General features: G+C 40.6%; 7 protein-coding genes. All 7 read left to right on the top strand.

All coding sequences use genetic code 11. From position 1 onward, the window contains the following. The first annotated feature begins 26 nt into the window (after positions 1–26). A complete protein-coding gene (locus RRU92_RS10040; protein ID WP_315639744.1) occupies positions 27–1,751 on the top strand; it encodes an ABC transporter ATP-binding protein in 1,725 nt (574 codons plus the stop codon). A gap of 1 nt (position 1,752) precedes the next feature. Further along, positions 1,753–3,501 (top strand): ABC transporter ATP-binding protein, encoded by a 1,749-nt coding sequence (locus RRU92_RS10035; protein WP_315639743.1) that lies wholly within the window; start codon positions 1,753–1,755, stop codon positions 3,499–3,501. Between the two features lie 110 nt (positions 3,502–3,611). Further along, the gene (locus tag RRU92_RS10030) at positions 3,612–3,737 is read left to right on the top strand and encodes a hypothetical protein (RefSeq protein ID WP_315639741.1); all 126 of its coding nucleotides are present in this window, start codon (positions 3,612–3,614) and stop codon (positions 3,735–3,737) included. Between the two features lie 42 nt (positions 3,738–3,779). After that, on the top strand, positions 3,780–5,039 hold the full coding sequence (locus RRU92_RS10025; protein WP_315639739.1) for a TRZ/ATZ family protein: 1,260 nt from the start codon (positions 3,780–3,782) through the stop codon (positions 5,037–5,039). A 358-nt stretch (positions 5,040–5,397) separates the two neighbouring features. Next, positions 5,398–6,135 (top strand): adaptor protein MecA, encoded by a 738-nt coding sequence (mecA, locus tag RRU92_RS10020; RefSeq protein WP_315639738.1) that lies wholly within the window; start codon positions 5,398–5,400, stop codon positions 6,133–6,135. Positions 6,136–6,905: 770 nt separating this feature from the next. Next, complete coding sequence (locus tag RRU92_RS10015) at positions 6,906–7,469, top strand: TIGR01440 family protein (RefSeq protein WP_315639737.1); 564 nt, start codon at positions 6,906–6,908, stop codon at positions 7,467–7,469. A gap of 1 nt (position 7,470) precedes the next feature. Next, positions 7,471–13,767, top strand: a complete 6,297-nt coding sequence (locus RRU92_RS10010; protein ID WP_315639736.1) for a ZmpA/ZmpB/ZmpC family metallo-endopeptidase — start codon at positions 7,471–7,473, stop codon at positions 13,765–13,767. Positions 13,768–13,801: the final 34 nt, after the last annotated feature.

Here is a 13,801-nt window from a genome sequence, read left to right as displayed (position 1 = left end):
CTTCATTTTGAAAATAGAAGGGACATATGAAACAATTACTTTCTTACTTTAAACTCTACCTCAAGGAGTCTTTCCTAGCGCCCTTGTTTAAATTGCTAGAAGCCGTTTTTGAACTCTTAGTTCCCATGGTGATAGCTGGGATTGTCGACCAATCCATCCCTCAAAAAGATCAAGCACACCTCTGGATGCAAATGGGTCTCCTCTTTGTTTTTGCGGTCATCGGTGTCCTAGTTGCTCTAGTTGCCCAGTTTTACTCAGCTAAGGCAGCTGTTGGCTTTACCAAGGAGTTGACCAATGACCTCTATCGTCATATTCTCTCCTTGCCCAAGGATAGTCGAGACCGTTTGACGACATCGAGTTTGGTGACGCGTTTGACTTCAGATACCTATCAGATTCAGACAGGGATCAATCAATTTTTACGCCTATTTTTAAGGGCTCCTATTATTGTTTTTGGTGCCATTTTTATGGCCTATCGTCTCTCGCCTGAATTGACCTTCTGGTTTTTGGTCATGGTTGTCATTTTGACCTTTGTCATTGTCGTGTTATCGCGCTTGGTCAATCCTCTTTATAGCATTTTGAGAAAGAAAACAGACCAGCTGGTTCAGGAAACACGCCAACAACTACAAGGGATGCGCGTGATTCGTGCTTTTGGTCAAGAAAAACGAGAAATCGAGAATTTCCAAGTACTCAACCAAGTCTATACGGCTATCCAAATGAGAACAGGCTACTGGTCTAGTCTCTTGACACCTTTGACCTATTTGATCGTCAACGGAACTTTGCTGGTGATTATCTGGAATGGTTATATTTCTATCCAGGGAGGCTGGCTCAGTCAGGGTGCCTTGATTGCTCTGATCAACTATCTTCTTCAAATCTTGGTTGAGTTAATTAAACTAGCCATGCTGATCAATTCGCTCAACCAGTCTTATACATCTGCCAAGCGTATTGAGGAAGTATTCGCTGAAAAACCTGAAGATATTCATTCTGAACTTCAGGCAGGAAGGGTTTCTGGAAATCAAGTTTTACACATCCAAGACTTGACCTTTACTTATCCAGATGCTGCCCAACCTTCTCTGAGAGATATTTCTTTTGATATGCAACAAGGGGAGATTCTTGGGATTATCGGAGGAACTGGTTCTGGTAAGTCAACCTTGGTTCAGGTCTTACTTGGTTTGTACCAACCAGATAGTGGTAGTATAGTCCTTTCCCAGGCTGGAAACAGTCCTCAAAATCTTGCCCAATGGCGGTCCTGGATAGCCTATGTCCCTCAAAAGGTTGAACTCTTTAAAGGTACTATCCGCTCAAACTTAACTTTGGGTATGGAAGAGACTGTTTCAGACCAAGAACTCTGGAAGGCTTTAGAAATTGCTCAAGCCAAGGATTTTGTCAGTGACAAGGAAGGTCAGCTGGACGCAGAGGTTCAAGCAGGTGGTCGTAATTTCTCAGGTGGTCAAAAGCAACGCTTGTCGATTGCTAGGGCAGTCTTGCGTCGAGCACCATTTCTCATCTTGGATGATGCGACTTCAGCACTTGATACCATTACTGAATCCAATCTTCTAAAGGCCATTCAGGAAAACTTGCCAGATACTAGCTTGATCTTGATTTCCCAACGGACCTCAACCTTGAAGATTGCAGACCAGATTCTTCTTTTAGAGAAAGGGGAGCAATTAGCACTTGGAAATCATGAGGAATTGATGGAGACTAGTCAAGTCTATCGTGAAATCAATGCATCCCAACATGGAAAGGAGGATTAGAATGAAAGGCAAACATGCAAGTCAAACCCTCAAACGTCTGGCAAAAGATTTAGCAAGTTATCCCGTCCTTCTTTTCCTGGCTTTCTTGGGTACCATTGCTCAGGTAGCCCTATCAATCTATCTACCAATCTTGATAGGACAGGTGATTGACCAAGTCCTAGTCGATAGTTCATCCCAGCTATTTTGGCAGATTTTCCTCCAGATGATTCTGGTGATCATTGGGAATACGCTGGTACAATGGGCCAATCCTCTCCTCTATAATCGACTGATTTTCTCCTATACCAGAGATTTGCGCGAAAAAATCATTGAAAAGCTCCATCGTCTTCCGATTGCCCTGGTAGATAGACAAGGTAGTGGAGAAATGGTCAGCCGTGTAACGACAGATATCGAGCAGTTGGCAGCGGGACTGAACATGATTTTCAACCAATTTTTCATAGGAGTTTTAATGATTTTGGTCAGCATCTTTGCTATGCTCCAAATTCATCTTTTGATGACTCTATTAGTTCTGCTCTTAACACCTCTGTCTATGGTCATTTCACGCTTTATCGCTAAGAGATCCTACCATCTTTTTCAAAAACAGACAGAGTCTAGGGGTATTCAAACCCAGTTGATTGAAGAATCGCTCACCCAACAGACTATAATCCAGTCTTTTAATGCTCAAGAAGAATTTATCGAGAGACTTCATGAGGCAAATGATAACTACGCAGGTTATTCTCAGTCAGCTATCTTTTATTCTTCGACTGTTAACCCTTCAACCCGTTTTGTCAATGCCCTCATTTATGCCCTCCTTGCTGGAGTAGGGGCCTTCCGTATCATGATGGGCTCTACTTTGACAGTTGGACGTTTAGTGACCTTTTTAAACTATGTGCAGCAGTACACTAAGCCTTTTAATGATATTTCATCAGTCTTAGCCGAGTTGCAGAGTGCATTGGCTTGTGCAGAACGTGTTTATACTGTTTTAGAAAGCCCTGAGATTAGAGAAACTGGTCTTAAAGAATTGAACAGCGACCAAGTCAAGGGAGCTATTTCCTTTAAGCATGTTTCTTTTGGCTATACTCCAGAAAAAATCTTGATTAAGGATTTGTCTATTGACATTCCGGCTGGTAGCAAGGTTGCCATCGTTGGGCCAACGGGTGCGGGGAAGTCTACCATCATTAATCTTCTTATGCGTTTTTACCCGATTAACTCTGGAGATATTTTATTGGATGGTCATTCCATTTATGACTATACTCGAGCTTCTCTTCGACAGCAGTTTGGAATGGTGCTTCAAGAAACTTGGCTCAAGCAAGGAAGCATTCATGACAATATTGCCTTTGGCAATCCTGATGCTAGCCGAGAGCAGGTCATTGCGGCAGCCAAGGCAGCTAACGCAGACTTCTTTATCCAACAGTTGCCACATGGTTATGATACCAAGCTTGAAAATGCAGGGGAATCCTTGTCTGTTGGTCAGGCTCAGCTCTTAACCATTGCCCGTGTCTTTCTAGCCATTCCTAAGATTCTTATCTTAGATGAGGCGACTTCATCCATTGATACCCGTACCGAGGTGCTGGTTCAGGATGCCTTTGCCAAACTCATGAAGGGAAGGACAAGCTTTATCATCGCCCACCGTTTGTCAACCATTCAGGATGCTGATTTGATTCTTGTCTTGGTGGATGGAGATATTGTCGAGTATGGCAATCATCAGGAACTGATGGCTAGAAAAGGAAAATACTATCAAATGCAAGAAGCAGCTACTTTTAGTCCAGAATAGACTTTTAATCGTTTATAAAGCAAACAAGCAAATACAGAATAAAAGTTGCCTTCGGGTGACTTTTTTGTTACAATAGCTAGAAAATTATCTAGTATGAAAGCTAATACTCAATGAAAATCAAAGAGCAAACTAGGAAACTAGCCGCAGGTTGCTCAAAACACTGTTTTGAGGTTGTAGATGGAACTGACGTAGTCAGTATCCTACACATACGGCAAGGCGACGCTGACGTGGTTTGAATTTGATTTTCGAAGAGTATAATTTAGAAAAGGAGCCTATTGATGAAAGTCTTTCAGCATGTAAATATCGTGACTTGTGACCAAGATTTCCATGTCTACCTGGATGGTATCTTAGCTCTTGAAAATTCTCAAATCGTCTATGTCGGTCAGGAAAATCAAGAAATTCTCAAGCAAGCAGATCAAATCATAGACTATCAGGGTGCTTGGATTATGCCTGGTTTGGTTAACTGCCATACCCACTCTGCTATGACAGGCTTGAGAGGCATTCGTGACGATAGCAATCTCCATGAATGGCTAGAAGACTATATCTGGCCAGCAGAAGCAGAATTTACACCAGAGATGACTACAAAAGCCGTCAAAGAGGCGCTAACAGAGATGCTCCAGTCAGGAACGACAACATTCAATGATATGTACAATCCGAATGGAGTAGAGATAGAGAAGATTTATGAAGCAGTCAAGGCATCCAAGATGCGTTGCTATTTTTCTCCAACTCTCTTTTCTTCAGACATGGAGACCACAGATGAGACTATAGCAAAAACTCGTGCTGTCATCGGGACAATCAAAGGCTATCAGGATCCCAATTTCAAGGTTATGGTGGCTCCTCATTCGCCCTACAGTTGTAGTCGAGAATTGCTAGAAGCAAGCTTGAACCTAGCAAAAGAAGAAGATATCCCACTTCATATCCATGTGGCAGAAACACAGGAAGAGTCAGACATTATCCTGAAGCGTTATGGTAAACGTCCAATAGCCTTTCTAGATGAACTTGGGTATTTAGATCATCAGGCTGTATTTGCCCACGGTGTGGAGTTGAATGAAGCAGAAATTACCCGCTTGGCAGATTCGCAAGTTGCCATTGCCCACAATCCTATCAGCAATCTCAAACTAGCTTCGGGAATTGCACCAGTCGTCCAACTTCAAAAGGCAGGAGTGCCAGTCGGTATTGCGACTGACTCAGTTGCTTCTAACAATAACCTTGATATGTTTGAGGAAGGACGGACCGCAGCTCTTTTACAGAAAATGAAAAGTGGCGATGCTAGCCAATTTCCAATCGAAACTGCCCTCAAGGCTCTGACTATCGAGGGAGCTAAGGTGTTGAGAATGGAAGATGAGATTGGTAGCCTGGAAGTCGGCAAGCAAGCAGATTTTCTAGTCATTCAACCTCAAGGAAAAATCCATCTCCAACCTCAAGAAAACATGCTGTCTCACCTCGTTTATGCTGTCAAATCCAGTGATGTTGATGACGTCTATATTACAGGTGAGCAAGTCGTGAGAGCTGGGAAGGTACTAACAGTAGATTTATAAAGTGATTTTTTAAGCTAGGTCAGTATCGACTTGACTTCGTTTGCTCTAACAAGCTTATTGAGTGGGTATTTATTGTGTAGTCCGTAAAGAAAAAAAGAAGACTCTGTAAGGTCTTCTTTTTGTTACATAATATTTAATTTGAACATTTTTGAAAGGGATACAGACCTTTATCCTCTTTTAATCCTTGCACGAACTAGGTCAAGTGCATAATGAAGTGTTTTATCTTTGATAAAAAAGAGTGTGATAGCGTAATAAGTATTCTATACTAGATAGTAATCGATAACCCAACGCCATTCTTTTGATAAAATCTGTGAAATCTTGTATAATAGATAGAACTGAAAGTATGAGGTTACGAACTATGAAAATGAAACAAATCAGTGATACGACTTTAAAAATCACCATGTCTTTAGAAGATTTGATGGATCGTGGAATGGAAATCGCAGACTTTCTCGTTCCGCAAGAGAAAACAGAAGAATTTTTCTACGCCATTTTGGATGAACTAGAAATGCCAGATAGTTTTTTGGATACAGGCATGCTTAGTTTCCGAGTAACACCGAAGCCTGATAAGGTCGACGTCTTTGTAACTAAGTCTAAGATCGACCAGAATTTGGATTTTGACGATTTGGCAGACCTTCCTGATATGGATGAGTTGGCTAAAATGTCTCCAGATGAGTTTTTGAAAACCTTGGAGAAAACCATGGCAGAAAAAACTAAAGACGATATTGAAGCCATTCAATCTTTAGAACAGGTTGAAAAGGAAGAGGAAGCAGCGCTTGATGAAGTCCTTGAAGTAGAAGAAGGAAAAAGAGAACCGTATATCTACTACATCTTACGTTTTGACAATTTAGCTAGTTTGGTTTCTTTTGCCAAAACGGTTGACTACCAAATGGAGACTTCAGAACTTTACAAAATGAACGACCAATACTATCTAACAGTTTTGGTTGATGTAGAAGATCATCCAAGTCTTTATCCAGCTTGGTTATTGGCTCGCATGCGTGAATTTGCTGATGATAGTGATATCAGCCGTTCAGTTCTCCAAGAATACGGTCAAATCATCATCAACCACGATGCTGTCCAAGGACTCCAAAAAGTTTAATCTAGAAAAAGAGGTTGGGACAAAAGATCCCGACCTCACTTTTTATTAGCAATCAAACTTTGACGCGGTAGTTGATTGAACTTTCTGTTCGTCTTTTATACTCTTCGAAAATCAAATTCAAACCACGTCAGCGTCGCCTTGCCGTACTCAAGTACAGCCTGCGGCTAGCTTCCTAGTTTGCTCTTTGATTTTCATTGAGTATTAGACTCCAAAAAGCTCCTAATCATCCTCGCGGGGCTGGGACTACGAAATCTAGACTTTGTCTATCGATTTCTGTCACACCGCCTTTTGTTATCTTCTCTGTAAAATCTATTTTAAAAAAATTGGATACAGTTTGTATTCAAAAAATTGCTATATTATAATTTGATAGTAGAATTAAAATTTTAGCATAATTTCATGAAAATTTTCTGAATGATTAAATGTTAATACAAGGTAGAAAAAATGTCCAAAAAATAAGGCAAAGTAGTAGCTTTAATGGAAGACATGGGGTAGAATGGTAGAAGTTGCTTTTCGGTAGTTTAGAATCGAATCAACTGACAAATCTTTTAGGTGTAAATGTTGTTACATCAACGATTTTACTAAACTATTATATTTTTTTGTTTTCAAAGTATAATTTTAGTTTATATTTGAAAATAGATAAAATTTGAATCAGTTTTTGAAAAGAGCCCTCATATAGTTTTTGAATCCGAGCAAATGGTATTCCTATGTCTTCCAATCTTGCTAAAATTGATGAAAAACGATATGATAGAATGAAAAAAGCGAGGTGAAATATGGACCAAAGACGGATTCAAATAGAAACACAGCAGATTCTTGAAGATGTACTAGACAAGGCTTCTTTACAGGAGGGAGCACTATTTGTCTTGGGTTTGTCTTCGAGTGAAGTGCTGGGAGGACACATCGGAAAAGATTCGAGTCAGGAAATCGGTGAACTTATTGTCAAGACTATGTTGGAACTGTTGACGGCTAAGGGAATTCAACTGGCTGTTCAAGGTTGTGAACATGTCAATCGGGCTTTAGTTGTTGAACGAGAAGTAGCTATAAAACATCAGTTGGAGATTGTGAGTGTACTCCCGACCATACATGCAGGAGGTTCTGGTCAATTGGCCGCCTTTCGCTATATGAAGGATCCCGTGGAGGTCGAATTTATCAGGGCAGATGCTGGTCTAGACATTGGTGATACAGCTATCGGTATGCATATCAAACATGTTCAGGTACCCATTCGACCAGTCTTAAGAGAGATTGGTCTGGCTCATGTGACAGCACTTGCTAGTCGACCAAAACTCATTGGAGGGACGCGTGCTCAATATCCAATAGATCACATTAGAAAGATTTAAAATGAAAAACAGAAAAATGCAGTTTGATAAAGTTATTAAATACTCTATTCGGAAGTTCTCAGTTGGTGTAGGTTCTGCAGTTATCGGGACATTTCTTTTGGGAGCAAACAACTTTTTAGTTGAAACTGTTGCAGCTAACGAAGTGGCAGCACCAAACCAAGTTCATTACCGTTATTTGGCTGAACAAGAATTGACAGAAGCAGAAAAGGCTTTGATCCATCGCGAACTTCCTTCAGATTTAAAGCAAGATGATGTTGTCTATCTTGTTTACAGAAAAAAGGAAGTGAATTCTCAACAATTGCCGAACACTGGAAGCAAGGAGTTGGCCCTAGCAACTCTTGGTTTTGCAACAGCGTCTTTGGTTGTTGTGGTGATGTCTAAAAAACATCGTAATAAAATGTTGGGTATTCTCTTTATTGGAGCTCTAGGTGGTAGTTACTTTATCCCTCAGTCAGCTCAAGCCTTTGAGAATAAAATCTTGGTGTCTTATAACCAAACGATTGCTGGAAGTAGTCAAGAGGACTTGGCAAAAGGTGTCATTCAAATTGAAGGATACGAGTACGTAGGTTACTTTAAAGCATCAGATTTCCAAGACCAGTCAGAGAAAATTGCTACTGCTAAAGGCACTCAAGAAGCAGGCCACGAAGGCGAATCTTTGGTTCAACCAGAATTGCCAGCCTATACAGGCGAACTTAGCGCTAAAGGCACTCAAGAAGCAGGCCACGAAGGCGAATCTTTGGTTCAGCCAGAATTGCCAGCCTACACCGGCGAGCTTACAGCCAAAGGAACCCAAGAAGAGGGTCACGAAGGCGAATCTTTGGTTCAGCCAGAATTGCCAGCCTATACAGGCGAACTTAGCGCTAAAGGCACTCAAGAAGCAGGTCACGAAGGCGAATCTTTGGTTCAGCCAGAATTGCCAGCCTATACAGGCGAACTTAGTGCTAAAGGCACTCAAGAAGCAGGCCACGAAGGCGAAACTTTGGTTCAACCAGAATTGCCAGCCTATACAGGCGAACTTAGCACTAAAGGCACTCAAGAAGCAGGCCACGAAGGCGAAACTTTGGTTCAACCAGAATTGCCAGCCTATACAGGCGAACTTAGCACTAAAGGAACTCAAGAAGAGGGCCACGAAGGCGAATCTTTGATTCAGCCAGAATTGCCAGCCTATACAGGCGAATTTAGCGCTAAAGGAACTCAAGAAGCAGGCCATGAAGGCGAATCCCTAGTTCAACCAGAGTTGCCAGCCTATACAGGCGAGATTAGTGCTAAAGGCACCCAAGAAGCAGGTCACGAAGGTGAATCCCTAGTTCAACCAGAAGCCCCAGCTTACACTAGCGAGCATAGTGCTAAAGGCACGCAAGAAGAAGGCCACGAAGGCGAATCCCTAGTTCAGCCAGAATTGCCAGCCTACACCGGCGAGATTAGTGCTAAAGGCACCCAAGAAGCAGGTCACGAAGGTGAATCCCTAGTTCAACCAGAAGCCCCAGCTTACACTAGCGAGCATAGTGCTAAAGGCACGCAAGAAGAAGGCCACGAAGGCGAATCCCTAGTTCAGCCAGAATTGCCAGCCTACACCGGCGAGATTAGTGCTAAAGGCACGCAAGAAGAAGGCCATGAAGGCGAATCTCTTGTTCAGCCAGAAGCCCCAGCTTATACAGGTGAGATTACAGCCAAAGGAACCCAAGAAGCAGGTCACGAAGGTGAATCCCTAGTTCAGCCAGAGTTGCCAGCGTATGAAGTAGCTGAAGCAACTGTCACAGAAACTGAAACAGTAGCAGTTCCATATACAAAGGAGTATGTAGCTGATGATACTCGTTACACTGATGAAGAAACAGTGATTCAAAACGGTCAAGCAGGAAGTCAGCTGATTCATCGTGTCTATAAGACAGTCAATGGCCAAAAAGTTGGGGACCCAATCAGCACGAGTACAGAAATTGTTACGGCGCCAGTAAACGAAAAAATTAGTCGTGGTACCAAGGCTATTGAAGGTCAAGTTGAAGAAGTTTCGTTTGAAGAAATTCCTTTCGAGACAAGAACAGAAGTAGACAGCACTCTTCCGAAGGGAACAGAAGTTGTTGCTCAAGCTGGTCAAAACGGTAAGAAAAAGATTACCAAAGTCTATAAGACTCTTAAGGGCGTGAAAACTGCGGATGCTCCAACGATTTCAGAGGAAGTTGTTGAAGCAGTTCAAGATCGTATCATCAAAAAAGGTGATCAAATCCTGACTGAGCCAACGTTGACCCTCACTCATATAGATAAAGAAGAATTAGAGCGTAGTGCCAAGGTTCGTTACCAATTGGTTAAACCAACAGGTGTAACCATTAAATCTCTTGAAGTTGTCTTGAAAGATGGTGATACTAGCCTTCAAACAGTCAACATGTCTGAGGGAGACCTGACTGCAAATCTTACAAACTTGAAATACTACAAGGACTACAAGATTGCGACTAAGATGGTTTACGATCGTGGAAATGGGAACGAAGAAGTTGTTCTCACGGAAGAACCACTGCGACTTGATCTCAAAAAAGTCGAAGTCAAAAATATCAAGGAAACCAGCCTTATCAGTGTTGATGACCAAGGTGTAGAAACTGATAATAGTCTATTGTCAGCTAAACCATCAGATGTTAAACCTTATTACTTGAAAGTGACAACTCATGATAACAAGGTTACAAGACTAGCTGTTGACAAGATTGAAGAAGTTACTGTAGATGGTAAAACATTGTACAAAGTAACTGCTAAAGCACCAGACCTAGTCCAACGTAACGCAGATAATCAGTTTACAGAGGAATATGTTCATTACTTTGCTAAGCCAAAAGCCCATGAAGGTGATGTTTACTATGATTTCAATGATCTTGTAAAGGCCATGCAGGACAATAAAAATGGAACATTTAAACTAGGTGCTGATCTTAATGCAGCTAATGTTCCAACACCAAATAAACAATATGTACCTGGTAAGTTTAGTGGAACTTTAACAAGTGTTGAAGGAAAGCAGTACACAATCCACAATATGGCTCGTCAATTGTTCGATAATATCGAGGGTGGCTCGGTTACAAATATTAACCTAGGTAACGTTGATATCAATATGCCTTGGGCTGAAAATATTTCACCACTTGCAAGAACGATTAAAAATGCTACAGTTGAGAATGTCAAGGTGACTGGTAGTGTTCTTGGTAAAGATGGTATTGCTGGTATTGTCAATAAAGCAGATGTTGGTGGCCTACTTAAAAATGTCGCATTCATTGGTAAACTTACTGGTGTTGGTGACAAAGGCTGGGATATTGGTGGTATTGCCGGTGAAATTTGGAGAGGGAATATCAAACACGCTTATGTAGATGCTGATATTACAGCCAATAAAGCTCGTGTTGGTGGTCTTCTTGCTAGATCTGATAATGGTTCGGATCCTAATGGAATCGACAAGTATGCTTCTGTTCGTAATGCTGTTACTAAAGGAACCATTAATGTTAAGACACCTGTTGAGGTTGGTGGATTCATTAGTAAAAACTGGACATGGGGTAGAGTTGCTGATACTGTTTCAATGATGAAAGTTGAAAATGGTGAAGAGTTCTACGGTTCAAAAGACTTAGACGAAGAAGACGGTTACTATACAAACGATTGGATTGAGCGAAACTATGTTGTTAAAGATGTCAGCTCTGGTAAACGTTCATTCAAACGTTCTCGTACTAACAGAATTCAAGAAATCAGTCTTGAAGAAGCAAATAAAAAGATCGCTGAATTCGGTATCACTGCTGATACGTTTGAAATTAAACCTCTTGTTGAGGATACTCTCAATAATAAGAAAGTAAAAGCTGATACTTATAAAGATACTCAAGATTACGATGCCTCTCGTGAACTTGCCTACCGCAATATCGAAAAATTGCAACCATTCTATAATAAAGAATGGATCGTAAACCAAGGAAACAAACTTGCTGCAAGTAGTCCTCTCTTGACTAAAGAAGTCTTGTCTGTAACTGCCATGAAAGGCAATACCTTTGTAACAGAATTGGCTGATGCTGACCACATTTTGGTGCACTATGCTGATAAGACAAAAGACATCTTTACTGTTTCGCTGAAAGAATCTAAGGTTAAACAAGTGAAAGAGTACAACATTGCTGAACTTGGAGAAGTTGTTTACACACCTAATATCGTTGACAAAGACCGTAGCGATCTTATCAATGCTATCGTTGAAAAATTAAGTCCAGTTGAGCTACAATCAGATCCAGTTTACCAAAAACTTGGTAGAACAGGACCAAATAAAGTTAACGCTATCAAAGATCTTTACCTAGAAGAAAGCTTCAAAGAAGTCAAGGATAATCTGGCTAAATTTGTGAAACAGTTGCTTGAAAATGAAGATCATCAATTAAACACAGATGAGGCTGCTAAACGTGCCTTGATCAAGAAGATTGATGACAACAAGGCAGCGGTTCTTCTTGGTTTGTCTTACCTCAATCGTTATTATGGAGTTAAGTTTGATAACTTTAATATCAAGCAACTTATGTTGTTCAAACCAGACTTCTATGGTAAAAATGTAAGTGTGTTAGACTTCTTGATCAAGATTGGTTCCAAAGAAAATAATATTAAAGGTGATAGAACTTTAGAAGCTTATCGCGAAACTATCGGTGGAGTTATCGGTATAGGCGAGTTAAACAGTTTCTTAGACTATAATATGCGTCTATTCACAGAAGACAAAGATCTAAATGATTGGTTCATTAAAGCAACTAAAGATAATGTCTATATCGTGGAACCAAAAACAACAACTCCTGAGTTTGCTGATAAGAAACACAGAGCCTACGAAGGTTTAAACAATGATATGCACGGTAAGATGATCTTGCCACTTTTGAATCTTAAAGATGCTCATATGTTCTTAATTTCAACCTATAATACCTTGGCCTATAGTTCCTTTGAGAAATATGGTAAGTATACTGAAGCAGAACGGAATGCCTTCAAAGCTGAAATTGATAAGGTCGCTAAAGAGCAGCAGAATTATCTAGACTTCTGGTCACGTTTAGCAACTGATAAGGTTCGGAATCAACTCTTGAAGAGCAATAACATGGTACCAACACCAGTTTTGGATAACCAAAACTATAAAGGTATCAGCACAGACCGTTATGGGCATACTAATAGTGGTAAAGATGTAGCTCCAATTCGCGAATTGTACGGACCAACCGATCGTTACCATGCGACTGATTGGCGTATGGGAGCAACTGCTCGTGTTTACGCGAATCCATATAAAGATGACTCTGTCTTCTTTATGGTGACGGACATGATTAGTGATTTTGGAGTTTCTGCTTTTACTCACGAAACAACTCACGTCAATGACCGAATGGTTTATCTAGGTGGCTCAAGACACCGTGAAGGAACAGATCTTGAAGCATTTGCACAAGGAATGTTGCAAACTCCATCAGTGTCAAATCCAAACGGTGAATATAAGGCCCTAGGTCTTAACATGGCTTATGAACGTCCAAATGATGGAAATCAATGGTATAACACCAATCCAAATGATCTGAAATCACGTGACGAAATTGATCGTTACATGAAGGGCTACAACGATACTCTTATGCTTCTGGATTATCTTGAAGGAGAAGCTGTCCTCGATAAAGCAAATCAAGATTTAAACAATGCTTGGTTCAAGAAGGTTGATAAGCAATACCGAGGAAATAACACCAAGAACCAATTCGATAAGGTTAGACCTTTAAGTGATGAGGAGAAAGCTATTCCTTTACGTACAGTAGATGACTTAGTAACCAACAACTTCATGACCAACCGTGGTCCAGGTAACAGAGTTTATAATCCTACTGACTTTGATTCTGCTTATGTGAATGTTCCAATGATGACTGGTATCTATGGTGGTAATACAAGTGAAGGTGCTCCTGGAGCTATGTCCTTCAAACACAATACTTTCAGAATCTGGGGTTACTATGGTTACGAAAAAGGCTTCTTAAACTATGCTTCTAACATGCTGAAAGCTGAATCTAAAAAAGCTGGTAAAAATACTCTAGGTGATGACTTCATCATTAACAAGATTTCTGAAGGAAAATTCAACAATCTTGAAGATTGGAAGAAAGCATACTTCAATGAAGTTGTAACAAGCGCTAAAAAAGGAATTCAATCTATTGAAATTGATGGTAAAACATACAATAGTTATGAAGACTTGAAACGCGCATTTGCTGAAGCAGTTGATAAAGATAAGGCTACTCTAAATAACGGATCTGTTAAATTTGACAATACTGTTGCTTTGAAAGAAAAAGTCTTCAAGAAACTTCTTCAACAAACAGATAGCTTTAAAACTTCAATCTTTAAATAGACTTCCTGCGAAACAAAATATGATACAATAAAAC

The sequence above is a fragment of the Streptococcus sp. DTU_2020_1001019_1_SI_AUS_MUR_006 genome, assembly GCF_032340315.1.
In the GTDB taxonomy this organism is placed as follows: domain Bacteria; phylum Bacillota; class Bacilli; order Lactobacillales; family Streptococcaceae; genus Streptococcus.
Note: the sequence above shows the minus strand (reverse complement) of the source record. Positions and strands in the feature narration are given on the sequence as shown.

Coding starts and splice junctions, on each gene's coding strand:
- RRU92_RS10040 (WP_315639744.1), top strand. CDS start 27: ATGAAACAATTACTTTCTTACTTTAAACTCTACCTCAAGGAGTCTTTC.
- RRU92_RS10035 (WP_315639743.1), top strand. CDS start 1,753: ATGAAAGGCAAACATGCAAGTCAAACCCTCAAACGTCTGGCAAAAGAT.
- RRU92_RS10030 (WP_315639741.1), top strand. CDS start 3,612: ATGAAAATCAAAGAGCAAACTAGGAAACTAGCCGCAGGTTGCTCAAAA.
- RRU92_RS10025 (WP_315639739.1), top strand. CDS start 3,780: ATGAAAGTCTTTCAGCATGTAAATATCGTGACTTGTGACCAAGATTTC.
- mecA (WP_315639738.1), top strand. CDS start 5,398: ATGAAAATGAAACAAATCAGTGATACGACTTTAAAAATCACCATGTCT.
- RRU92_RS10015 (WP_315639737.1), top strand. CDS start 6,906: ATGGACCAAAGACGGATTCAAATAGAAACACAGCAGATTCTTGAAGAT.
- RRU92_RS10010 (WP_315639736.1), top strand. CDS start 7,471: ATGAAAAACAGAAAAATGCAGTTTGATAAAGTTATTAAATACTCTATT.